Source organism: Confluentibacter lentus (assembly GCF_002806995.1).
Lineage (GTDB): Bacteria > Bacteroidota > Bacteroidia > Flavobacteriales > Flavobacteriaceae > Confluentibacter > Confluentibacter lentus.
Genome location: NZ_NIHE01000005.1, coordinates 1 through 24,802, shown reverse-complemented (window position 1 = coordinate 24,802; position 24,802 = coordinate 1). Strand labels below are relative to the sequence as shown.

The 24,802-nt window shown below is 34.4% G+C and carries 16 protein-coding genes, 2 tRNA genes and 1 rRNA gene; 3 read left to right on the top strand and 16 right to left on the bottom strand.

Annotated features, from left to right (window positions below):
• Positions 1-90: 90 nt before the first annotated feature.
• The 5 genes from CDH50_RS10315 to porU all read right to left on the bottom strand — a co-directional run bounded on the left by CDH50_RS10315 (position 91) and on the right by porU (position 8,641).
• A complete protein-coding gene (locus CDH50_RS10315) occupies positions 91-1,740 on the bottom strand; it encodes a pyruvate dehydrogenase complex dihydrolipoamide acetyltransferase (RefSeq protein ID WP_100612203.1) in 1,650 nt (549 codons plus the stop codon).
• A gap of 3 nt (positions 1,741-1,743) precedes the next feature.
• Entirely contained in the window at positions 1,744-2,742 is a 999-nt protein-coding gene (gene pdhA, locus CDH50_RS10310) for a pyruvate dehydrogenase (acetyl-transferring) E1 component subunit alpha (protein ID WP_100612202.1), read from the bottom strand.
• 163 nt (positions 2,743-2,905) lie between these two features.
• Complete coding sequence (cdd, locus tag CDH50_RS10305; RefSeq protein WP_100612201.1) at positions 2,906-3,388, bottom strand: cytidine deaminase; 483 nt, start codon at positions 3,386-3,388, stop codon at positions 2,906-2,908.
• Between the two features lie 98 nt (positions 3,389-3,486).
• Positions 3,487-4,719, bottom strand: a complete 1,233-nt coding sequence (porV, locus tag CDH50_RS10300) for a type IX secretion system outer membrane channel protein PorV (RefSeq protein WP_100612200.1) — start codon at positions 4,717-4,719, stop codon at positions 3,487-3,489.
• Between the two features lie 34 nt (positions 4,720-4,753).
• Positions 4,754-8,641 (bottom strand): type IX secretion system sortase PorU, encoded by a 3,888-nt coding sequence (gene porU / locus CDH50_RS10295; protein ID WP_100612199.1) that lies wholly within the window; start codon positions 8,639-8,641, stop codon positions 4,754-4,756.
• 264 nt (positions 8,642-8,905) lie between these two features.
• Here porU and gldJ point away from each other — a divergent pair, with 264 nt between their 5' ends.
• Together gldJ and CDH50_RS10285 are read left to right on the top strand one after the other, a co-directional pair.
• Entirely contained in the window at positions 8,906-10,600 is a 1,695-nt protein-coding gene (gldJ, locus tag CDH50_RS10290) for a gliding motility lipoprotein GldJ (protein ID WP_198513483.1), read from the top strand.
• 89 nt (positions 10,601-10,689) lie between these two features.
• Complete coding sequence (locus CDH50_RS10285) at positions 10,690-11,970, top strand: UDP-N-acetylmuramoyl-tripeptide--D-alanyl-D-alanine ligase (RefSeq protein ID WP_100612198.1); 1,281 nt, start codon at positions 10,690-10,692, stop codon at positions 11,968-11,970.
• Between the two features lie 30 nt (positions 11,971-12,000).
• Here CDH50_RS10285 and CDH50_RS10280 read toward each other — a convergent pair whose 3' ends face one another.
• The 9 genes from CDH50_RS10280 to CDH50_RS10240 all read right to left on the bottom strand — a co-directional run bounded on the left by CDH50_RS10280 (position 12,001) and on the right by CDH50_RS10240 (position 20,885).
• Positions 12,001-14,499 (bottom strand): glycoside hydrolase family 9 protein, encoded by a 2,499-nt coding sequence (locus CDH50_RS10280; protein WP_100612197.1) that lies wholly within the window; start codon positions 14,497-14,499, stop codon positions 12,001-12,003.
• A gap of 199 nt (positions 14,500-14,698) precedes the next feature.
• A tRNA-Val gene (locus CDH50_RS10275) sits at positions 14,699-14,773 on the bottom strand.
• A 52-nt stretch (positions 14,774-14,825) separates the two neighbouring features.
• A tRNA-Val gene (locus CDH50_RS10270) sits at positions 14,826-14,900 on the bottom strand.
• A gap of 62 nt (positions 14,901-14,962) precedes the next feature.
• Positions 14,963-16,180 carry a bifunctional folylpolyglutamate synthase/dihydrofolate synthase gene (locus tag CDH50_RS10265; RefSeq protein ID WP_100612196.1) on the bottom strand — a complete coding sequence of 406 codons (1,218 nt, stop codon included), beginning with the start codon at positions 16,178-16,180 and terminating at the stop codon, positions 14,963-14,965.
• A 2-nt stretch (positions 16,181-16,182) separates the two neighbouring features.
• On the bottom strand, positions 16,183-17,031 hold the full coding sequence (locus tag CDH50_RS10260) for an energy transducer TonB (RefSeq protein ID WP_100612195.1): 849 nt from the start codon (positions 17,029-17,031) through the stop codon (positions 16,183-16,185).
• Positions 17,032-17,129: 98 nt separating this feature from the next.
• Positions 17,130-17,525: an ExbD/TolR family protein gene (locus CDH50_RS10255; RefSeq protein ID WP_100612194.1), complete on the bottom strand. Its 396-nt coding sequence runs from the start codon at positions 17,523-17,525 to the stop codon at positions 17,130-17,132.
• Position 17,526: 1 nt separating this feature from the next.
• Complete coding sequence (locus CDH50_RS10250; RefSeq protein ID WP_100612193.1) at positions 17,527-18,228, bottom strand: MotA/TolQ/ExbB proton channel family protein; 702 nt, start codon at positions 18,226-18,228, stop codon at positions 17,527-17,529.
• Positions 18,229-18,280: 52 nt separating this feature from the next.
• The gene (gene nhaD / locus CDH50_RS10245) at positions 18,281-19,678 is read right to left on the bottom strand and encodes a sodium:proton antiporter NhaD (protein ID WP_100612192.1); all 1,398 of its coding nucleotides are present in this window, start codon (positions 19,676-19,678) and stop codon (positions 18,281-18,283) included.
• Positions 19,679-19,820: 142 nt separating this feature from the next.
• The gene (locus CDH50_RS10240) at positions 19,821-20,885 is read right to left on the bottom strand and encodes an anhydro-N-acetylmuramic acid kinase (protein ID WP_100612191.1); all 1,065 of its coding nucleotides are present in this window, start codon (positions 20,883-20,885) and stop codon (positions 19,821-19,823) included.
• A gap of 94 nt (positions 20,886-20,979) precedes the next feature.
• Here CDH50_RS10240 and CDH50_RS10235 point away from each other — a divergent pair, with 94 nt between their 5' ends.
• A complete protein-coding gene (locus CDH50_RS10235; RefSeq protein ID WP_100612190.1) occupies positions 20,980-22,122 on the top strand; it encodes an acyl-CoA dehydrogenase in 1,143 nt (380 codons plus the stop codon).
• Here the strand turns inward: CDH50_RS10235 and CDH50_RS10230 are convergent.
• Together CDH50_RS10230 and rrf are read right to left on the bottom strand one after the other, a co-directional pair.
• Positions 22,119-24,569, bottom strand: a complete 2,451-nt coding sequence (locus CDH50_RS10230; protein WP_100612189.1) for a helix-turn-helix domain-containing protein — start codon at positions 24,567-24,569, stop codon at positions 22,119-22,121. The genes CDH50_RS10235 and CDH50_RS10230 overlap by 4 nt on opposite strands.
• 149 nt (positions 24,570-24,718) lie before the next feature.
• Positions 24,719-24,802, bottom strand: a 5S ribosomal RNA gene (gene rrf, locus CDH50_RS10225); the annotation flags it as partial.

Sequence of the window (24,802 nt, the reverse complement as noted above, 5' to 3'; positions counted from 1 at the left end):
AAAAAAACCTGCTTCAATCCAGGAAATTTTCAGGAGAAACAGGTTTAAATTTTATAAAGAGGTCTTAAGACTGCACTCTAAGTGACATTCTTACACCAACATAGTAACAGGATTTTCAATATATCCTTTTAATGTTTGCAGAAATTGTGCCCCTGTAGCTCCATCAACAGTTCTATGGTCGCAGGCCAATGACAATTTCATGGTATTACCAACAACTATTTGTCCATTCTTAACAACCGGTTTTTCAACAATATTACCAACGGAAAGAATGGCTGAATTTGGCTGATTGATAATAGAGGTAAATGTATCTATCCCAAACATCCCTAAGTTAGAAACCGTGAACGTACTGCCTTCCATTTCTTGGGGCGTTAGTTTTTTATTTCTAGCCTTCCCTGCAAGATCTTTTACCGCCGCACCTATTTGAGGTAAGGTTTGTTCATTCGCGAACTTAACTACAGGAACCACCAAACCGTCTGGCACAGCTACGGCAACACCAATATGAACATGATTATTCAAGCGCATTTTATCTGGAAACCATTGTGAGTTGACTTGTGGATGTTGCTTTAATGCCAAAGCACATGCCTTGATAACCATATCGTTATACGATATTTTTGTGTCTGGGATGGAATTAAACTGTGCTCGGAATGAAATGGCATTATCCATATCAAACTCAACACTCAAATAATAATGAGGTGCTGTAAACTTAGAATTGGTTAATGCTTTAGCAATAGCTTTACGCATTTGGGAATTAGGAATCTCTTCAAAATCTTCTTGACCAAGTGGCATAAATTTACCAACTGACGCTGCTACTGAAGGCGTGTAATTCTCAATATCACTTTTTACAATACGTCCGTTTTCACCCGACCCTTGTACTTGTTGTAAATTAATTCCTTTTTCTTCAGCGATTTTTTTAGCTAATGGAGATACAAATAACCTTCCGTTAGTAGCTGTTTTAGCAGCTGGCTTGGATTCCTTTGGAGCTTCTTGTTTCTGAATTTCTTTTGAAGTTTCGACTTTTGGCTCTTCAACTTTTTTTGGTGATTCTTCTTTCTTAGCAGTTGTTGCACCAGCTTTAAAACTAGATGCCACTCCAGATACATCTGTCCCAGTAGGGCCTATAATAGCTAGTAATGAATCTACTTTTGCAGATTCACCTTCTTTTAAACCAATATATAATAAGGTTCCTGATTGAAAGGATTCAAATTCCATAGTAGCTTTATCTGTTTCGATTTCTGCTAAAATTTCACCTTCCGTAACGGTATCACCAACTTTTTTCAGCCAAGTAGCAACTGTACCTTCTTCCATGGTATCACTTAAACGAGGCATCGTAACCACAACAACACCATCAGGTAAATCGGCATTTGAAGAAGCCGTTTGATCCTCTGATTTTTCTTCTATTGGCGCTTTTATTTCTGTAGATTCTTTTTCTTCTTTCTTTGGCTCAGGCTTCACTTCAGGAGTAGATTTGCTACCACCACTTAATAAACTGGAAATATCTTCACCTTCTTCACCAATGATGGCCAACAATTCATCAACCTTGGTAGTTTCCCCTTCTTTAACACCAATATGGAGTAATGTACCTTCATGAAAAGACTCAAATTCCATAGTGGCTTTATCAGTTTCAATTTCAGCTAAAATATCGCCTTCACTTATTTTGTCACCAACCTTTTTTAACCAAGTGGCCACAGTTCCTTCTTCCATGGTATCGCTCAATCGCGGCATATTTATTATTTCTGCCATAGCTTATATTTTATGTTGAATAAATGGATAATCTTCTTGCTCGTAAACAACGTCGTACATAACATTTTTCTCTGGATATGGTGACTCATCTGCAAATTTCTCGCATTCTTCAACCAAATCCTTAACACGTTTGTCTATGATTTTTAAATCGTCTTCAGAAGCATATTTCTTTTCAAGAATAATATCTTTAATCTGGGTTATTGGGTCTATTTTCTTGTATTCTTCAACTTCTGCCTTTGTCCTATAATGTTGAGCATCACTCATGGAGTGGCCTCTATAGCGGTATGTTTTCAACTCTAAAAACGTTGGTCCTTCACCACGACGTGCACGTTGAATGGCCTCATCAAAAGCTTCTGCAACTTTTATAGGATTCATCCCATTAACAGGGCCACAAGGCATTTCATAACCCAAACCTAATTTCCAAATTTCAGTATGGTTAGCTGTACGCTCTACAGACGTTCCCATAGCATATCCGTTGTTTTCACAAACAAATACAACTGGCAATTTCCAAAGCATGGCTAAATTGAACGATTCATGCAACGACCCTTGACGAGCAGCGCCATCACCAAAACAGCATAATGTTACGGCATCGCTACCATGATACTTATCTCCAAAAGCAATTCCTGCACCGAGTGGAATTTGACCCCCAACAATACCATGACCTCCATAAAAACGGAATTCTTTAGAAAAAATGTGCATGGACCCCCCAAGACCTTGTGATGTCCCAGTACCTTTTCCAAAAAGCTCTGCCATAACACGTCTTGGATCTACACCCATGCCAATTGGCTGAACGTGATTTCTATAGGCGGTAATCATTTTATCTTTTGTTAAGTCCATAGCATGTAAAGCCCCTGCCAATACAGCTTCCTGACCATTGTACAAGTGAAGAAACCCTCTTACTTTTTGTTGTATATATACTGCAGCTAGTTTGTCTTCAAACTTTCTCCAGAATGACATGTCTTCGTACCATTTGAGGTAAACTTCTTTTGTGATTTTTTGCATCGACTAATATAATATTAGATTTTACTTAAGCGAAACACAAAAGTAATACATTGCTAGGGATTGCAAAAACGTAAATTCATTAAAGTCGAAAAAATATTGAATTTGATATCTTTTTGGAAAATTTTAATTATTTACTGTTTTTTTGAAAAGATTACTACAATAATTACAATGCTTTTTTATCAAAAAGTAAGGGCAGCAAATTGCTTAGGGAATTCGATTTCATAATGTTACCAACTTCACCCATAAAATAAATTTCTACAGGGGAGTCTTGCTTAATTTCATATTCCGCTATCGCTTGCCTGCAAGCGCCACATGGCGGAATGGGTTGCTTGGTTTTTTGATTACTTGAAGCCGCTGTAATAGCCATCTTTAATATTTTGGAATCTGGGTATTTGGCGCCTGCATAATATATGGCAGTACGTTCGGCACACAAACCTGAAGGGTAGGAGACGTTTTCTTGGTTATTTCCTGTTACTATTTCCCCATTATCTAATAAGATAGCTGCCCCCACTTTAAATTTAGAATATGGCGCATAGGCCTTGATTCTTGCTTTAATGGCATTATTCATTAATAGAAATACATCATTGGGAAGTTCATTTAAGTCGTCGTAGACTTGAAAAATGGATTCTATTTTGAGTTCTTTCATGCGTTAAACTTTTTTAATAAAGTTACGATACTATTTTAAACAAAAAAACTATTACGATTTGTAATAGTTTTTAGATATCATAAAATGCTTCATACTAATTAGTATTCTCTGTATTCGCCTGCACCAAAATTAAATGTTAATGCAAAACGCAACGTACTTTCCAGAGGACTTTGCACTTTTGATGCCGAAAATAAGTATGATAAATCGATATTAACTACATTATACTTAAAGCCAGCACCTAAAGCCAAAAATTTTCTAGCACCTTTTTCTTCACTTTCATTAAAATAACCTGCCCTGAATGCGAAGGAATCTTGATAGGTATATTCTGCGCCTAATGCCCAAGTGAATTCTTTTAATTCTTCGCTAAAACCACCCGGTGCATCTCCAAAAGACTGAAAAATACCGGACAAGAAATCCACATTAGGGTCTTGACCTTTGTAAATGACACCCTCCTGAACCAAAGTTGTTTCTTCTCCATCATCATAAACACCATTACTATTTGTATCAACATAATTATACTCATCACCATATATAGGAGGAGTTGGCACCAACAGTTTGGCTACTTCTGCCGTCACAGCCAATTTATTGTACTCATCAAAAATAAAATCAAAACCAGCCCCTAAGCGTAGATTTGTTGGTTGAAAATTTTCTACACCACCATCATCATATTTGAATTTTGGCCCTAAATTTTGAACGGCAAACCCAGCTCTCCATCGCCCATTAAAATCTGAGTATGCTTCTTCTTCACTTTGATAATATCCCGAAATATCTACTCCAAAAGTATTTGCTGCTGCCACATTACCAGTTCCATCATCAAGTCTTAAATCAGATCGTAAATATCGCATAGCAACAGACATGGCGAATTGATCTGACAATCTTAAGGCGTAAGAAGCGTCTATGGTCAATTCGTTAGGTCTCTGTATTAATGCTTGTGATATTTCATTCTCTCTAAATTCAATATCTCCCAAAGAAAAATATCTAAAACTAGCAGCAAAGGCACTACGCTCATCTAAACGATTAAAATAAGTGACATTTCCTAAAAAAATATCATTTACCAATTTACTTAAATAAGGCGTGTAACTGACCGCTATGCCTGATTTGGTTTCCGAAAAAACATATTTCGATGAATTCCATTGTTGTGAAAAACCATCTACCGAGGTAGCAACTCCCATATCGCCCATAGCAGCTGCACGTGCATCTGCCGCAATGAGGACAAAAGGCATTCCTGTGGTTATGACTCTAGAATCGTTGTCATCAGGGATTATGGTAGTTTGTGCACTTATTTTAAATACAGTTACCAAGAGCATTAAAACGCATACTTTATTCTTCATGTATCAATTTTTATTTAACAAATATAATTTTTTATTATAGTATTACAAGTTTCTCGATTTTTTCCACTTTTTTATTTAAAAGATTTGAGTGAACGGTTAATTTATAAATATAAACTCCTTTTCCTATTCTATCTCCAAAATCGTCCCTACCGTCCCAAACAATATCCCTAGATAACGTGCTATTAACAATGCCTCCACCCATAGTTTGACCATTGAGCGTTCTAACCAGTTTCCCAGAAACGGTAAATATTTGTATTGAAACGTCTAAAGCATCAGAACTATTGTGATTGAACCAAAATTCGGTATAATTAACAAATGGATTGGGATAATTCAACACATTATTTATAACCAATTCTTGGTCTTTATCAAATACAATGAATTGAATTTCTGCAATGGAAGAATTATTATAAACATCCCAAGCTTTGAGTGTTAAAGTGTGAAGACCAGGTTCTAAATCCCTAAAAGGATAGGTGGCGATTCCTTTTTGATAATCATCAACTTCTGTTTGATAATAATCATTCAATATAAACGGATTGGTTTCATCACCATCTAAAATGGCTACAATGTCATGACCAATACCACTTGCCGTATTAATACCATTGGCGTCTTCCAATTTTACCAACAATGTAGGTGATTCATTAGTAATACCTCCTGATACAAAATTCTCATCATTCATGTATAATGTAATGGTAGGACCTATATTATCTTCTTCTGCATTTTCATTCAAACCCCCTATTTTTACCGTATTTATGGCCGCTCCCGTTTGGTCTTCCAACAAGGCGGCCTTTTCTGAATAAAAACTCACTTTACCAAAGCCTACAGGAATACCAATATCTTTTGGAACCACAAAATTAAATTCGAATTGCCCGTTTTGAACAGATGCCTGACCCCTAAAAATAATTGCACCAAGTGTTGTGAAATCCAATCTTACTACTTGCCCATTGACATCTCTAGTACCATCATTAGCAAGGGTTTGCCTGTTTATATCTTTATCATAAATGGTTGTAGAAAGTACACCGTTATAATTGCTTAAAATATTTCCAGACAAATCGGTTACTTCACCTGATAATTTTATGCGACTTAATGCTTTTAAGGTATCTGTCGCTTGTGTGATGTCTACATCATTAATTTTTGTTAATCTAATATTTGGTTTAGGAAATGCCAACTTCATAGCAGGATCACCGATAAAAAACACCAATCTATTTTGACTGTTTGAAGCTATTGACGGATTATTTTTAGTCAATCGCAATGATTCGGCCATAGTTGGATATTCAAAATCGCTATAATTATCGTCATCACTATATGAAAATAAATACTGCCCCAAAAGATTATTAAAGTTGATAGCAAAATTCACGAATATTTGTCGAGTTGTAGTAATAAGACCTATTGCTCCTGCTTGCTTATTCCAATAAGCGAATTCACCAGCCGTTTGCCTAAACGGATTATCGAACTTGGTAAACTCACATGTAACGGACACAAAACAATGGAGCTTATTAAAATTTCTCAAACCCTGTATATCCGGTTTCAACAATATACGTTCACCAGCCAAACCATCTTCACCACCATGTCCAAAGTAGTTTACCACCAAAGCACCGTTATCAATGGCATTTACAAAAGCCTCATTGACTTTTGGATAGGTATTTCCGCCTGCCGAAGACTCCTGTTTAAAAGCATCAGAATGCACTTTTACAACGTTTACAAACGGTTTTTCTTGGGTAACCAAATTTCCGATATTGTCTGTGGTTTGTTGCAAAATCCCTTCCCAATCCCGGTCTACATCATCCGAAACTACAACATAATTATTACGCCAGCTTCCAAAGGATTCCTTGGAATAATAAGATTCTACTTTATCAACCATGTCCTTTGCTTGTTGGGGCGTTTCGGCAAGAATTCTACCAACAGCAATATCCAATCTATCACTGGTTCCCATGGTACCTTCATTAGCATCCATCATACCATAAAAATCATCAGAAACAAAAGAACTCGTTAGATTGAAACTATTATAAGAATACCACGAAGGCATAATGTTTGTATTGTTCTGTATTCTGTCTTTATAGTCAAAAGAACCGTCTCCAAACAAACATAAATACTTTAATCTGTTATCTGGAGTGCTGGCATTATCATACACATATTTTACCATATTTCTAATGGCACCAATATCTTGATTACCTGTACTAAACTCATTATAAATCTCGTTCAAGCCAACAACCTTAACATTTAGATTGTATTGATTTCTATTTATTTGCGCCAAACGTTCTGCTTGGGCGAGCATATTATTGGGTGCTACAATAACATAATCTATATCTTGAAATTGCCCTGAACTATTTAAAAAAAGTGTTCCTTTTAAGTTCTGATTACTTAATGAGGTATTTGAATCTGCTTTTGGCTCATAATAATCTGTTGGAGTTACAGCCACATAAGTTTTTAAAGTGCCTAATGTAGATGTAAAACTAAAAGTGGCACTTGCATTTGTGTTTTCAAGACTTGTGACGTTATATTTATCCGTAACGTCCCAAACTTCTGAGACTTGTGATGCATTGGTTATATTGTATTGACCAATGCCAGAAGTTGATGTAACAATACTATTTTTGAACTGAAACTGCTTATTCGAAAAGCTCAGATTTCTTAAACTTTCAACAGAAACATAATCCAAATAACCAACACCACTTGGATTTCCCTGATTATCAAAATTAAGATTCACTGAAATTGTTGAAGACCCTACGTTTACATTTCCAATGTAGGATGCCTCATTAGCTAAATTTGTTCCAGAAACACCATTTATTAACAAAGTAGAAACAGCCGTTCCATTAACATCAATTTTTAAAGAACTTTGAGTTGTAGATGTTGAAGCGAAATACACCTTAAGTCTTACTGGAGCTGTTGTAACCAAATTGGGAACATCAAATTGAAATGTTTTTTGATTTTGAATATCAAATCTATCACCAAACCATCGTCTTCCCAAAGACGCTAAATTGTATTCATCTACTTCATGAAAATGATAATCTTCAAACGTATTAATTACCAAATCTATCGCACCAGTTGGTTGATTAAATGGCTGAATACGTTTCCCATTACCAGTTCCCACATTAATATAGTAGTATGTTTTATCTGTGTAACAATTTATATTGGTATTGCTTTCTGAATTAAATTCTTTAGGACCTTGCGCATAAAACAGTATATAGTCTTCATTATTAAACACGCCGTCTGCTTCACCAACAAATTTTATGGCATTTTCAATAACATCAAATGATTGAGCAATAGTATTGGAATACGGTATCATTTGTCCGCCATTGCCATATATTTTGATAGTACGCGGGTCCACATTATCAACATCAACACCTAATTGCCTTATAAAATTCTTCGACAATCTGAAAACACCAGTCTCTTCAACATAAAATTTAAACCATCTCCCAGTACTTAACACAGAATTTGAAACAGCCAAAGAACCAAATGATTTATTTGCTGCAGTAGTTCTATTCGTATTAGTGATTTCATTGTAGGTAATTTGGAAAGAAGTGATTTTTTTAAATGAACCATCAGTGTTCTTTATAATAGGCGATAATTTAAAAAAGGCATATTGTTTATCCCTTGATTTGGAATTTTCTAAGCTAAACTTTAATTCATTCGGTAATTTATTAATATCCAAATCACCTAATTCGCTTTTAGATATGTTGGAATATGAAACATTAGTTATAACTATTGAAGATTCATTAATCGGACTGGTTATTTTCCATTGGTCGACGAATTGCAATCCTTCTTCAAAATCATAACTAAAATGTTCTTTATTAAATGAAGGTATTTCTAAGGAATGATTTCCAGCAGATAACACTTGTTTTCCCTCCCAATTAACAGTATAATTTTTTTGTTGAGAGAGACAAACAATAGAAATGAATAAAAATAAAAGTAGAAATTTCCTTTTCATTGATTAATTAACGTATTTGTATCTGTCTTATTACTGGAAATAATCAACATTTTTTTAAAACTGATTCAAAAATACAATAATAATCGGGATATAGGCGTTATAAAACCACCAAATAACAAAGAAATAATCCAAAAACATCGATGTAATGCATTAAAAATAGGGTGAAATGCACTTTTTTTTGGTTGAAATGCAAAAAAACGCTTGCGATGTTCGGTTTAATTACTATATTGCAGCACCAAAAACATTATTAGCTTACTTAAACGTATGGATATGAAAAAAGTAGTGACAATCAAAGTATTATTAATCCTAACATTATCTGTGGTCTTGATTGGTTGTAAAAAATCATCGAGCTCAAAGAATAGTTCAAGAGCCACAGGATGGAATATTAACGACAAAGAAGGGGGTTTTCAATACAATACTAGCTTTGAAGAACAAGAAACTTCACCTGGTTTAGTTTTTGTAGAAGGCGGAACTTTTACAAAAGGTAGGGTTCAAGATGACGTTATGCATGATTGGAATAATACGCCAACACAGCAACACGTCCAGTCTTTCTACATGGATGAAACTGAAGTTACCAATATGATGTATCTAGAGTATCTAGATTGGATTAAGAGAGTTTATCCACCCTCTGATGAAAATTTTAGAGCTATTTACCATGGGGCTTTACCAGACACTCTTGTTTGGAGAAACCGCTTAGGTTTTAATGAAATCATGACAGAAAATTATCTACGTCACCCTGGATATGCTGAATATCCTGTTGTTGGTGTTAGTTGGATTCAAGCTGTAGAATTTGCTAATTGGAGATCGGATCGTGTTAATGAATACTATTTAGAAAATGCTGGTTATTTAAAACGCGATGCTAAAACGACAGATGTTAATGCAGAATCCACGTTTAATACAGATACATATATTAATGCTCCAACATTAACATATGGTGGAAATGAAGAAATTATCAACCCTGATAGTGGAAGAAGAAACGTACGTACTGATGCAGACGGAAATCCTGTAGGCGTGTTTGCTACTAGAGAAACTGGTATTATATCGCCGAAATACAGACTACCAACAGAAACAGAATGGGAATATGCTGCTTTAGGTTTAAGTGAAATAAGAGCTTACAATTTATACCGTGGTCGTAAAAAATATCCATGGGACGGACAATATACACGTTCTGGAAAACGTAAAACCCGTGGTGATCAATTAGCTAATTTCAAACAAGGAAAAGGAGATTATGGCGGAATAGCAGGATGGTCTGATGATGGTGCTGATATTACAAACAAAGTTAAATCTTATGATCCTAACGATTTCGGTTTATATGATATGGCTGGAAATGTTGCTGAATGGGTTGCCGATGTTTATAGACCAATTGTAGATGATGAATTTAATGATTTCAATTACTACAGAGGAAATGTTTATACTAAAAATGCCATTAATGATGATGGAACGGTAAAAATTGTGACATCAGATAATATTGTATATGATACACTATCTACCGGTAAATTGGTTGCGAGAAATCTTCCTGGACAAATTTTACAAGTTCCTGTTGATGAAAATGAAACCTATTTAAGAACAAACTTCGATAAAAGTAACGAGATTAATTTTAGAGACGGTGACAAACGCTCATCTAGATATTTCGAAAGTTTTAACGACGATGAAACCGAAGGTAAAAATAAAGAGGATGCTGAAACCAGAAAAATGTACAATGCTCCCAAGCATTCTGTAACTAGGGATTCTTTAGGCAACATTGTTAGAGAGTATGATAAAAACAACAACAGAACCTCTTTAATTAATGATGAAACTAGGGTTTATAAAGGTGGTTCTTGGAAAGACAGAGAATATTGGTTAGACCCTGCTCAAAGACGCTATTTCCCTCAAGATATGGCAACAGACTACATTGGATTTAGATGTGCTATGTCTAGAGTAGGTTCAAAAAGCAAAGCAAAAAATAAAACGAAGAATTAGTAAAAAAAATATTCTATAATATTAAAAAGTCCTAGCAAATGTTAGGACTTTTTTTATACATTTAATTTTATAACTAAAATACTTTACTTTTGAAAATTCAACAACTCCACACGTTATTCTTGGAATGCCATTCAGCTTGCACTGACACTAGAAAAATCAAAGAAAATGATATGTTTTTTGCTCTTAAAGGTGATAATTTCAATGGAAATGCTTATGCGCAACAAGCCATAAATCTTGGCGCCAAATACGTTATTATAGACGAATTCGAATATTATAAAAACTCCCAGACCATTCTAGTGGATAATGTATTGGAAACACTTCAGAAGTTGGCTTCATATCATCGCACTTTTTTAAATATCCCCATTATTGCATTAACGGGCAGCAATGGAAAAACAACAACCAAAGAGTTAATCAATACAACACTATCAAAAAAATACAAAACAACAGCTACTGTTGGCAATTTAAACAACCATATAGGTGTTCCATTAACATTGTTGTCTATGGATAAGAATACCGAAATCGGTATTGTGGAAATGGGCGCTAATCACTTAAAAGAAATAGCATTTTTATGTGGTATTGCAAAACCAGACTATGGTTATATCACAAATTTCGGGAAAGCGCATTTAGAAGGTTTTGGAAGTGTTGAAGGCGTTATTAAAGGAAAAAGTGAAATGTATGATTATCTTAAAGCAAATAACAAAACCATTTTTGTGAATGCAAACGATGCCATTCAATTAGAGAAAACTCAAAAAACAACCACTTATACTTTTGGAAATAAAACTTCAAAAACCAATGTGAGTGTTGATTTTATTGAAGCCCAGCCTTTTGTAAAATGTTTTTATGACAATCAAACTATAGAAAGCAAACTTATCGGCGATTATAACTTTAATAATATTGCTGCAGCAATTACCATTGCTAACTATTTTAAAGTTGACAGCATCTCTATAAAACAAGCCATTGAAAATTATATTCCAGCCAATAATCGTTCTCAGATTATACAGAAAGGGAACAACAAAATTATTTTAGATGCTTATAATGCCAACCCAACAAGTATGAGCGCTGCCTTATTGAATCTTGAAAAGCAAATGGGCCATAAAATTAGTATTATTGGAGATATGTTTGAACTTGGTGATGAGGCAAAAAAAGAGCATCAACATATTACTGAATTGGCAATTTCATTAAATATCAATCAATTAATTTTTATTGGAGAAAACTTTTTTCAAACTAAAACAGCTTCTGAAAAAATAACCAAATACAAATCTTTCTCAGATTTCAAAGATCAATTTAAACCTTTATCCATTAAAGATTCTACAATTTTAATAAAAGGCTCCAGAGGTATGGCACTGGAACGCGTTTTAGATCTATTATAAAATTAGATTAATTCGTTTCTTTCAATTCATCTATCTATTCAATAGCTGATTTGCTGCTAGAATCAAAAAGATATAATCCGTTGTACCTCCACCTAGAACATATTCTGTTTGCTGCCATAAAAAAGGCCATTCTAATAATTCAGGAAAATCTGGTCTTATTAAAGCTGTACCCGAACCAACACCTCCAGGAATAAATGAAAATTCTCCTCTATTTACGCCATATGCCTGGGTTAATGATCTGGACCCAACACCTGATGCAAATGACGATGTATTAACACCTGGATGCACACCAAGAACAAAATTCATGGCATTAAGCATATAGGTGTTTGGGAATATTTCCGGGAAACTAGTATGTAAAAAATATTGTTGCACTCCAAAATTTTGAATACCCCAACCAGCTCCCCAAATATTGGGTTCATAAGGCATTCCGTAAGGTGTTTTCTTCCCTAATTCTTTTACTTTCTCAAAATAAGTTTTAGCTGCCGCTGTGATTTTAACTTTAAAGTTTTCATTTTTAATTAACGGAATGATTGGGCCTACAATCCAACCATTTTGCTCAAATCTATCTGCAATGGCATCTTTATTCTCTACTAAAAATTGCGTGTATTTCTCATTTTTGGTTGTTTTCAACAGCTCTACAGCCAAGTTCGTTTTGGCTATTGGATTTCTTGGTTTGGTTATTTCCCATATTTCTTCTGCAATTTCAAGACAGTCTTTTGCCAAAGCATCATTAAATCCTTTTAAAACTCTTGCTGCTGCAGCTAATCCTGCCGCTGCATTTAGTTCTCGGTTAGGATTTTGCTCTGTAAAAACCCATCTGTCATCACCAATTCCAGATTTACCCATTTCAATTCCAACCGTATCTACTGCTGATGTTTTCATTTCATGCGAATAAACCTCATTATCAGTATGGTTAACAGGATCCCCTAATAAGGTGTATTGTCTTTTGTGCGGTTCAATAATGCCTCTGTAAAAACGACCCATGGATTTGTAACCTCCAACAATGGATAATGCGCCATGCTCAATTTGTTGTAACATATCTGGTTTGCCATCTTGCTGCAACATTTCGACTGTCTTGGTTTCTTGGTCGATACTTGTGTTATCGTAATCTACATTAAAAAGCTCATATATTTGTGATAATCCTTGTACTGTTGAGGCTTGAGATTCAACACGTAAGTCATAATCACCTGCATCATGCCATCCTCCAACGTTAATACCTAGCACATGCTCTCCCGATTTATATTTTGTTAGTGTTTCAGGACCTTGCAAATAGCCATCAAAATGGTTTGTGTTTATGGGCGCCATTCGAGCATCATCTAAATGACAGCGGCCATGCCACACTTTGTACCTATCATTAACACGCATGTGGCACATTTGTACAGGTAGGAAATACTCAAGGGTAGGCTGCCAAACGTTTCGTTTAAAAACATCATCGCTTATTTGAAATGGATTTGTTTTATAACTTCCATACTCAACTATATACATGCCTGGTTCAGTAATTTTAGAAAAATCGAATTGATAATACTTATAACGTAAAAAGGCACCCCATTCTTTTGGTGTTTCAGAAATCACCTCTGTAAATCCACCTTCAGTACTAACCTTTAACAGTTTTATGTTCTTAACATCTATATCGTTTTTATCTGTTTCTATAGTAGCAACTTTGGGTTGATTGGTATGATAACCTACTTGCGACACTTGAACTACTGGGCTATAGGTATAATTATTCTCTACTTTAGGGGTTACCAACCATTCAATTGCATTTTTAGTAGCACCAGCAGGAACTAGAGAGCGCACCACAAACCACCCGTTGGAATGTTTTGCCCGGCCATCTATTAATTGCAAATTACTATCTTTCAAATTCTTTATAGTAAGAGTTTGTGAAGTCGTTTCCGGAGCAATTACAAGAACCTTCCCTTCTGCCATAGGAGTTAATTGAAATTCGTTATCGCTGTCTTTATATCCTGGACCATTTGCTTGACGGTTGAAAATCCCAAAATGATTATCCATGTAATACGATTTTCCAAATAAAATACCTGGAAAAAGTTCTATGTTCATACCAACTTTACCAACCCACTCTTGTGGAATAGGTTTATCTAAATCCACCACAATTTTAAAAGATTTTCCTTGCGGAATGACTTTAAGCGTATAGGTCATATTTAAATCTGGATAGAAAATGGGATTAAAACCAACACCATTTATTGATGCATCCGGATATTCCATACGTACACTAATCTCTTGTTTACCAAGATCTACTTGGCGTTCACCAACTTTAGGAACAGGCTGCCATTGCCCGGGAGTAGGTTCTAGTCTTAAGTCTCCGTTTGTTGCAACCCTTAAACCATTTTGAATAATACCCACACCACCTTGATGGCTTTCGGGATAAAAATCGTGTGCTAACATGACATTGGCACCTCTCATTTCTAAATACTCTTGGCTATTAATTTTAAATATTTGTGTTGAATCTACTTTTTTCTGGGCATAAATATTACAAATACACAGTATTGAAAAGATGGTGAAAAACGATTTCATTTTTTGGTGTTTAAAGGTTGAAAATCAGTACCAAGTGTAGCGTTTTTTTTAATCATTTCAAAGCTATGATTAATAAATCTTTTTAGCTTTGGAAGCTGAATTTAAGCCATTGATGATTAAACATTTTTTACAAAAGCTTAAGAGATATGGCGACAGAAAGAATATTATATATACTGCAAAAATAAAGAAAGAAAAAAAGTGGGTCATACTGGATTCGAACCAGTGACTTCCACGTTGTCGACGTGACACTCTGAACCAACTGAGTTAATGACCCTTTTATGATTTAAACAAAAAATCCTAAAGTATGTACTTTAGGATTTTTTTTGTGGGCGACAAGGGATTCGAACCCCTGACCCTTTGGGTGTAAACCAAATGCTCTGAACCAGCTGAGCTAGTCGCCCTTTAATTAGGTGTGCAAATATAAGCTAGATTTTTAATCTGCAAAAACTTTTTCAATAAAAAATTAAACTATTTCTGCAACAACAAAGGTACTTCCACCAATATAAATGCAATCATTTTCATTAGCATTATTTTTTGCAGCCTTATATGCTTCTTTTACAGAAGTATAAGCATTTCCATTAAATCCAGCATCTGAAAATATTTGTTTTAGTTCTTTTGCATCTAAGCCTCGTGGAATATCTGGTTTACAAAAATAATAAGTTGCCTTTTTTGGCAATAAAGGCAAAACAGATGTGACATCTTTATCATTGACCACCCCAAAAACAATATGAAGTGAATTATAAGTTTCGTCCAAAAGTTGTTTCATGACATAACTCAGGCCTTCTTTGTTATGCGCCGTATCACAAATTACTTTCGGATTTTGCAGCAAAATTTGCCATCTTCCCATCAATCCTGTATTATCCACGACCTTTAACAACCCTTTTTTAATATGTATTTGAGATATTTTGAAACCTCTTTCTTGAATTTTATTTATAGATTGAAGAACCGTCTTAATGTTCTTTTCTTGATAACTGCCTTTTAAATCACTTTCAAAAACGTCTTTAATTTCTTTGTCAGCAAACGTAATTTGAGAATTATTTTTAGAAGCTAAATTCTTAAAAATAGGCTGTGTTTCCATTTGTGTTTCGCCAATAACTACAGGTATATTAGGCTTTATAATACCTCCTTTTTCAAACGCTATATCTTCTAGCGTATTTCCCAAAAATTGCATATGGTCAAATCCTATATTAGTTATAACGGACACTTCCGGAGTGATAATATTTGTGGAATCCAATCGGCCGCCAAGACCCACTTCAACAATAGCAATATCTACTTTTTCCTTTGAGAAATAATCGAATGCCATACCCACCGTCATTTCGAAAAACGATAAAGAATTGGATTCTAAAAACGATTTATTTCGTTTAATAAAACCTATGACAAATTGTTTGCTAACAACCCTACCGTTAATCTTAATGCGCTCTCTAAAGTCTTTTAAATGTGGCGATGTATATAATCCAACTTTATAGCCTGCTTCTTGCAATATAGAGGCCAGCATATGGCTAGTAGAACCTTTACCATTGGTGCCTGCTACATGAACCGATTTAAAATACCTTTCAGGAAAGTTTAAATGCTCGGCTAATTTTAGGGTATTTGATAAATCTTTTCTGAAAGCCGATTTACCCTGTCTTTGATACATTGGCAGTTGAGAAAACATCCAATCTAGTGTATCTTGATACGTCATTTCTATTGACCCAACTGGAAGTTAACTTTTACGAAACCTATTTGTTTTGTTGGTGCATTAGGGTCAGGTTGCCATTTGTGTGATAATGCTATTTTTTTGGCAGGTTCTAATAAGCAAGGTGCTGTATTAGTTGTTCCTTTTACACCTGGTTCTGCTTCAATCACATTACCATTTCTATTGACCGTAATTCTAACAATCACCATTCCAGATTCATTACAATTTTGTTTTAAGGTATTATAGGTGGCCCTACCCCTTCCATTTAATCCATAACCAACACCACCGCTTCCAGAGCCTCCAGAACCAAAATAACTTGGCGCATAAGGGTCTCCGTCTAATTGGCCTTTATCCCCAGCTTTATTGTCATTACCTTCTCCGCCAGTAGCCGTACCTTCAGATTTGCTAACGCCTCCTATTAAAGCATCCAATTTACGTTTCTTATCATCTTGCTCTTGCTTTTCTTTAGCAATTCTATCTGCTTCGGCTTTCGCTTTGGCATCAGCTATGGCTTTGGCATTCGCTTCAGCTTGTTTTTGCTTTTTTATGGCAATGGCCTCTTGGTTATCTTGAGTTAAGACTTCTTCTTTTGATTCAGATGCTTTCGTTGGTTCCGTTTTTGAGACATCTGGTTGATACAGTTCATTAATATCTTTTGGCTCTGATTTTATGGGTTCCAAAGGTTGAACATCGCCTTTTCCGAAATCCGTTGTTCCAAAGTTTACCGCAACGCCATACTCAATCGGTGGATCCATGTATGGTGCTCCCACAACAAATAATAATAAAATTAATATCACTGTAATTAATGTTGTTAATTTAGCAGAATCCCTTTCATGTTTGGTTTCTAAAAATTTCATTTGTTAATACTTATTAATTTTTTTGATTATGGATGATTGTATTCCTTAGTAAATTTAAAACTTGGCTTGCTAACTAATTCTAATGTAATAATCTATAATTAACTGCCTGGTTTAACTGCCAATATAATCTTAAATTTGTTTCTGTTGGCAATGTCCATTACTTTCACAACATTTTCTACTGGTACAGATTTTTCTGCACGTAAAATAATTGTTGGGCTCTCTTCGGTGGAAAGTGCTGTGATTAATTCTGATTCCAACACACTTTCACCAACTCTTTTTTCATCAATATAATAGGTCAAATCTTTCTGGATACTCACTGCTATCGATTTTTTATTCTCTGTTTTACCACTAGCTTTTGGCAATAAAATATCAATAGCACTCGTAGACACCAATGTAGAAGCTATCATAAAAAATATAAGTAGTAGAAAAACAATATCTGTCATAGATGACATATTGAATTCTGGCGATACTTTATTTCTTCCCCTAATATTCATCCTATGATGGTTCGTTTAAATGATCCAGAAACTCCAATGAGTTTGCTTCCATTTGATAGACAACTTTGTCGGTTTTAACCACCAAATGATTGTATGCCATAAAAGAAACAATTCCAACAATTAAACCCGCAACCGTGGTTGTCATTGCTGTATAAAGTCCACTAGCTAAAACATCCATTTGGATGGTACCTCCTGCATTGGCGAGTTCAAATATCGCTAATATCATTCCAACTACCGTACCAAGAAACCCTATCATAGGCCCAGCACCAGAAATTGTAGCTAACATACTCACGTTTTTTTCCAATCCATAAATTTCTAATCTTCCGGCATTTTCCAGAGCGGTATTAATATCTGCTAGGGGCTTTCCTATTCTAGATATTCCCTTTCCAATCAATCTAGATACAGGTGTATTAGCTTGTGCACAAAGTATTTGAGCTGTGTCAATTTTTCCATGACTTACATGATCTTTAATTTGATTCATGAAATTTGAATCTACTTTTGATGCTGCTTTAATGGCAAATAAGCGCTCAAAATAAATATATATGGCAAAAACAAGCATTAAAAACAAAACTGCAATTATGATTTGTCCTGCAAGTCCGCCACTACTAATTAACTCGATTATTGAAAGTGATTTTTCAACAGGCACTTCATCTGTAAGTAACTCGGCACCTTCTTGGGTAGTTTGGATTATGGTATTTAGCATATAAAATTTTATTTCTTGAATTGTATAACGTTTGTTTTTTTGTTAAAGTATATTAAAATAAAGTTCTTGTAAACATAAATGCTACCGCACCTACCAAAAAGCCAATAAGTGCCAACCATGAAATCTTTTTTAGGTACCAGAAAAAATCAATTTTTTCCATTCCCATTGCTACAACTCCCGCAGCCGACCCAATAATAAGCATACTACCTCCCGTTCCTGCCGAATAGGCTACAAAATGCCATAATTCATTATCCATAGGTTCGTGGAACATTCCTAAGCTGGCTGCTACCAAAGGCACATTGTCAATAATCGCAGATCCCACACCTAGCAATAACACCACTAAATCTGAAACACCTTCGCCCACATGCATCTCTGTCCCTAATCTTGGCATCGTTCTTTCTAATGTTCCTGCAAAATCAAACAAAATACCAAGAGACTCTAAAGCCGCTACGGCCATTAATATTCCTAAAAAGAATAAAATACTTGGCAATTCAATTCTGGACAAAGAATGATGAACTGGACTATGAATGGCATGAGCATCACTTTCCTCTGAGCTAAATTCTGTTAAACTAAATTTCCTCCTACTATATATCTCAGCAAAAGTTGCAACAACAGACAATGATAACATCATGCCTACATATGGAGGTAGGTGGGTTACCATTTTAAAAATAGGTACAAATACAATAGCTCCAAGACCCAAATAAAGCATTCTAGCACTAAATTTAGATTTCTTTACTTCCTCTTCACCCTCTTCAATATCCAAATTTCCTCTAAATACTGGCAGAAAAGAAGCTATAAAAGATGGAACTGCCATACATAAAAATGATGGAAGAAGCAAATATCCTACCAAATGTCCTGTACTAACTTTTTTACCTATCCATAACATGGTAGTTGTTACATCTCCAATAGGAGACCAAGCACCACCTGCGTTTGCCGCAATAATAATCAAACCAGCATAATAGAGTCTTACATTTCTGTCTTTAACTATTTTTTGAAGTATGGATATTAATACAATAGTAGCCGTTAAATTATCAATAATTGCAGATAAGATAAACGCAAGTATTGAAAAAATCCATAAAATTTTTGTTTTCTTTTTTGTTTTTACAAAGTCCTTAATTGTTGAAAAGCCATCAAAATAATCTATTATTTCAACTATAGTCATGGCTCCTAAAAGAAACACCAATATTTCTGCCGTTTTACCTAAATGATGAAGTAAAGTTTCTTCCATTAGGTGCATTTTTTCATCTGAAGTAAAAGAACCAAATCCTTCTAATAAACTATGATTAGCAGAGTCAAACCATTGAGGGAAACTTTCTAATCCTAGAGCGATTAATGCCCAACAAATAGCCATCATTACTAAAGCTGGAATTAACTTATCTATTTTTAAATTATGCTCTAAAGTAATGGCTAAATACCCCATTACAAATACTAAAATAATTGCTGTTTCCATGAAATTAATGTTGTTTTTCGGGATTGAACCGATTTCAGATAAGTATGATTTTACTACTTATAAAGTTGATTGGTTTTAAGATTTTTATTGATTTCACAAATATAAAAAACTAAAACCCTTAAACTTTAATTTAACATTATTTTTAAGAACTAAAAATGTTACCTGCGCTGTGGTTTTTAATAGCCCCAGTAACACTTTTAAGCGTATTTACCTCATTTCTAAGTCTTAGCACACCTAAAAAGCCAAAAATTAAAGCTTCTTTAAATTCAATTATATTTTTTGAAGGAGCTAAAATTTTGTTGTTAGTATGATATTTAATTCTATCTATAAGAAATTCGTTATAAACACCACCGCCCGTGGCAAGTAAGGATGCGTTACTTTTTATATTAATCTCTTTTGAAATTTGGATGGCAACATGTTCCACAAAAGTTCTCAGAACATCTTTTATCTCCATATTGTAAGAGTCAATCAAAGGAAAAATAGAATGTCTTACCCATTCAAGTCCTAAGGATTTTGGATACGGTAAGTCATAAAAATCCAAACTATTTAATTCATTTAACAAGGAGTCATTAACGCTTCCAGATGAAGCTAAATTTCCTTTATCATCAAAATGGAAACCAAGAGGTTTTATATAATAATTAAGAACAATATTAACAGGACAAATATCATAAGCAATCCGTTCTCCTTCAATATTCGTTGAAATATTTGCAAAACCTCCTAAATTCAAACAAAAATCATATTCAGAAAAAAGAAGCTCATCTCCAATGGGAACAAGCGGTGCTCCTTGACCACCTAGCTCAACATCCTGAACCCTAAAATCACATACAACCGTATTTTTAGTTAGAGTAGCAAGCATTTCTTTATTTCCTATTTGATAAGTCAATTTATTTTGTGGTTGGTGCAAAGCTGTATGTCCATGCGAACAAATGGCATCAATCTCTGTAATTTCATTCTTTTCAATAAAAGCATTAATAACATGGGCTAGATAATACGTGTAATCGGTATCTATTAAGTCCAACTCACTAATAGAATAAGAAACCAATTTGCTTAGTTTTTCCAGCCATTCATATTCATACTCAAAAGTTTGTGCTTCAATAACTGTAAAATTCCATTTAATATCTTTTTGAAACTTCACATATACTACATCAATACCATCTAAAGAGGTACCAGACATAACACCAATAATATTATATTCCGCTTTTACCATATGAGGTAAAAATAATAATACTCATTCAAAATCTCCTATTAAAAAGGTATATTTGAGTTAACTGTTTATTAAATTATCAAAACAATTAGAAATTATGGATTTTAGTCTTTCAGAAGAACATCTCATGATACGTGATACTGCCAGGGATTTTGCAATAAATGAATTGCTTCCAGGTGTTATTGAACGTGATGAAAAACAACAGTTTCCCGATGCATTAGTCAAAAAAATGGGAGCGCTCGGATTTATGGGAGTTATGGTTGACCCAAAATATGGAGGAAGCGGTATGGATACCATATCTTATGTCCTCATCATGGCAGAATTATCTAAAATTGATGCGTCAGCTTCTGTCATTGTTTCTGTAAATAATTCCCTTGTATGCTATGGTATTGAAGCTTATGGCAATGAAGCTCAGAAACAAAAATATTTAACCAAACTAGTAACAGGAGAATTTGTTGGTGCTTTTTGTTTAAGTGAACCCGAAGCTGGAAGTGATGCCACATCGCAAAAAACAACAGCGATTGATAAAGGCGATTATTATTTACTTAACGGGACAAAAAATTGGATTACTAATGGCGGTAGAGCCGATATATATTTAGTGATTGCTCAAACTGATAAAGACAAAGGCTCGCACGGAATCAATGCGTTTATTGTTGAAAAAGGAATGGATGGTTTTAACGTGGGTCCTAAAGAAAACAAATTAGGCATTCGCGGAAGTGATACTCACACTTTACAATTTAATGATGTGAAAGTGCCTAAAGAAAATAGAATTGGTGAAGACGGATTTGGTTTTAGATTCGCCATGAAAACCTTGTCTGGCGGACGTATAGGCATTGCTGCCCAAGCTCTTGGAATTGCTCAAGGTGCTTATGAATTGGCTTTAAAATATTCTAAAGAACGTAAAACTTTTGGAACAGAAATTTCCAATCATCAAGCCATCGCTTTTAAATTGGCGGATATGTATACCGATATTTCTGCTGCTCGTCTTTTGGTTATGAAAGCTGCTTGCGATAAAGATCAAGGTAATAATTATGACATATCCAGCGCTATGGCAAAATTATATGCTTCAAAAGTGGCTATGGAACATACGGTAGAAGCCGTTCAAATTCACGGTGGCAATGGTTTTGTAAAAGAGTATCATGTAGAACGCTTAATGCGTGATGCCAAAATAACGCAGATTTACGAAGGTACTTCAGAAATTCAAAAAATCATTATTTCTAGAAGTATTTTGAGAGATTAGCTTTTACTTTTTTCAGAATTCAAAAACTCTAAAACTAATTTTAATTCGCCATAAGTGTATTTATCATCTAATTGACTTTTTAAATCAGATAGATTTTCAAATGTTATTTTAGGAATAATTTCCTTTAATTCTTCAAAATGTTCTCTGGACATTAAATCTGTGATTTTTATTTCCCCAGAAGAAACAAAGCTTACTAAATGTCCGAAAATAGTGTTCTCATTCAATTCTCGTTCATTGGCAATATCTTGAATAGATTTACCAGATTTAAACAATTCCAAAGACAATTTTTTAGTATCAACTTTTGATTTTTTTGGTATATTTTCTTCAAAAACGGTTTCATCATTTGGAGTTTCTATATCATTTTCATCACAATAATTTTTAATGACATTTAGGATTGCATTGCCATATTTTTCAACTCTGGTTTTTCCCATGTCGCTTATTTGCAACAGTTCCTTTTTTGTTAATGGCAAGGTTTCACACATTTCGTACAATGCCTTTTGAGTGAATACCTGATAATGAACAAGATCATTTTCATTAGAAATTTCATTTCTTAACACTCTTAGCAACTCAAATAATTCCACATTTGTAGTTCCATCTACAACCGCTTTTCGTGTTTTCTTAGGTTTTTCTTTGGCTATAAATACTGACTTAGCCCGCAGTTCCAAAAGTTTTTTTGTTGTAAATCCTCCAGACAGTCCACTAAAATATAAAAGTTTAACTTCCAGCAATTCTTCAATGGCATCTAGATTCTTTGTAATATCAGCTCCAATAGCTTTGTTATCTGTTGTAAAACCAAACTCTTTTAAAGGTAAAATCAAATTCGTTTCAGTTTCAGTTTTAAAATAGGAAATGGCTTTTATAAAGCGTTCTTGAATCATTTCATCTTTTTCAGGCAGCGTATCTTTAGCAGAGAGCTGCTTTAATTGAAGATTAAAACTATTGCTAACCTTTAGAAAACTGGTAATTACATTTTTTATAGTCAGCATAGGCACTTCAACTTTGCCTTCAATACTTGTTCTGTTTTTATAAAAAATATCTAGTATGCGATTTACTGGATATACAAATTCATAAAAATTAAAAACGTCACCTATCAAATCTAACTGAAACATTTTTTGCGACGTATGCAAAATAGCGGTATCAGGCTCATTTGCTTCCGCATTCTTATTAAAGGAAATAACATGGCTATCACTAATAATTTGGTTCGAATTAATTTTACTTTTTAAAACCAACCCTTCTAACGATTTACATCTACTTAATGCCACATAGGTTTGGCCGTGAGCAAAAGCACCTTCGGCATCAATAATAGCCCTTTCAAATGTTAAACCTTGACTTTTATGTATGGTGATGGCCCAAGCCAATCGTAATGGCATTTGCGTAAATGCTCCAATTTTATCTTCGGTAATTGCCTTTGTTTCGGCGTCTACCGTATAATTAATGTTTTCCCAAGTTTCGGGAGTCGTTATAATATTAAAATCATCATCAGGACAATGTACTACCACTTCATCTTTATCTAATAAGATGACCTTTCCAATTTTTCCATTAAAATAGCGTTTTTCAGGACTGCTATCATTCTTTATAAACATGACTTGTGCTCCTACTTTCAATGAAAGAATTTCATCATTAGGAAAAGAAAACTCTGGAAACTTCCCTTCTACTTTAGCTTTATATGTGAATGCTTTAGTTTTTAGTTTCTCCAACTCTACGCGATTGGTGGCTTCTGCTTTGTTATTATGCGTTGTTAATGAAATATAACCTGCATCTGGCTCTGGTATAAAATTAGGAATATATCTCTTATTTAATTCCTTTACTGAAGTTTCACTTAGCACATTATTTCTAACCTCATTAAGTATTTCAATGAACTTAGGGTTTTCTTGTCTGTAAATATGCTTTAATTCTATAGTAACCGCCTTGCATTCTTTATATGCTTGGCTACTAAAAAAGAATCCGTTACTATAAATATGTTTCAATAATTCCCATTCGTTCTCTTTAACAACAGGAGATAATTGTTGTAAATCACCAATCATAAGCAACTGTACACCTCCAAATACCTTATCTCTATTTCTAAAACGACGCAGGGTTCTATCTATACCATCCAATAAATCAGCACGAACCATACTAATTTCATCAATAACCAATAAATCCATAGACTTAATAATATTGATTTTAGTCTTGCTAAACTTCCTATTAAAACTTGAAGAATTATTCAAATCCGTATCTGGTAGAATCGGTCCAAAAGGCATTTGAAAAAACGAATGTATGGTCACGCCTTTCGCATTAATAGCTGCTACGCCTGTTGGAGCAACAACAACCAAACGTTTTAAACTATTCATTTTTAGTCGATGTAAGAATGTAGTTTTACCTGTACCTGCCTTACCTGTTAAAAAAATAGATCGGTTTGTATTGTTTACAAACTCCCAGGCCAATTCTAATTCTTTATTTGTAGCCATCAGTAAGTTTAAAAATAGAAGTTGAAGATAGTAATTTGAAGTTTAATCTTGTAAGAAAAAATAAATAATTTTATCTGAAAAGATGATTAGATACTCAACCAATCTATATAAAACAAAAAGCCCTTCATATTGCTATGAAGGGCTTCCAAGAAAGGCAACGACCTACTCTCCCACTTTCGCAGTACCATCGGCGCTAACGGGCTTAACTACTCTGTTCGGAATGGTAAGAGGTG

What these genes read in the sequence shown, in the direction of transcription:
- CDH50_RS10315 (WP_100612203.1), bottom strand. Translation starts at nt 1,740, where the DNA reads ATGGCAGAAATAATAAATATGCCGCGATTGAGCGATACCATGGAAGAA.
- pdhA (WP_100612202.1), bottom strand. Translation starts at nt 2,742, where the DNA reads ATGCAAAAAATCACAAAAGAAGTTTACCTCAAATGGTACGAAGACATG.
- cdd (WP_100612201.1), bottom strand. Translation starts at nt 3,388, where the DNA reads ATGAAAGAACTCAAAATAGAATCCATTTTTCAAGTCTACGACGACTTA.
- porV (WP_100612200.1), bottom strand. Translation starts at nt 4,719, where the DNA reads ATGAAGAATAAAGTATGCGTTTTAATGCTCTTGGTAACTGTATTTAAA.
- porU (WP_100612199.1), bottom strand. Translation starts at nt 8,641, where the DNA reads ATGAAAAGGAAATTTCTACTTTTATTTTTATTCATTTCTATTGTTTGT.
- gldJ (WP_198513483.1), top strand. Translation starts at nt 8,906, where the DNA reads ATGGATATGAAAAAAGTAGTGACAATCAAAGTATTATTAATCCTAACA.
- CDH50_RS10280 (WP_100612197.1), bottom strand. Translation starts at nt 14,499, where the DNA reads ATGAAATCGTTTTTCACCATCTTTTCAATACTGTGTATTTGTAATATT.
- CDH50_RS10265 (WP_100612196.1), bottom strand. Translation starts at nt 16,180, where the DNA reads ATGACGTATCAAGATACACTAGATTGGATGTTTTCTCAACTGCCAATG.
- CDH50_RS10260 (WP_100612195.1), bottom strand. Translation starts at nt 17,031, where the DNA reads ATGAAATTTTTAGAAACCAAACATGAAAGGGATTCTGCTAAATTAACA.
- CDH50_RS10255 (WP_100612194.1), bottom strand. Translation starts at nt 17,525, where the DNA reads ATGAATATTAGGGGAAGAAATAAAGTATCGCCAGAATTCAATATGTCA.
- CDH50_RS10250 (WP_100612193.1), bottom strand. Translation starts at nt 18,228, where the DNA reads ATGCTAAATACCATAATCCAAACTACCCAAGAAGGTGCCGAGTTACTT.
- nhaD (WP_100612192.1), bottom strand. Translation starts at nt 19,678, where the DNA reads ATGGAAACAGCAATTATTTTAGTATTTGTAATGGGGTATTTAGCCATT.
- CDH50_RS10240 (WP_100612191.1), bottom strand. Translation starts at nt 20,885, where the DNA reads ATGGTAAAAGCGGAATATAATATTATTGGTGTTATGTCTGGTACCTCT.
- CDH50_RS10235 (WP_100612190.1), top strand. Translation starts at nt 20,980, where the DNA reads ATGGATTTTAGTCTTTCAGAAGAACATCTCATGATACGTGATACTGCC.
- CDH50_RS10230 (WP_100612189.1), bottom strand. Translation starts at nt 24,569, where the DNA reads ATGGCTACAAATAAAGAATTAGAATTGGCCTGGGAGTTTGTAAACAAT.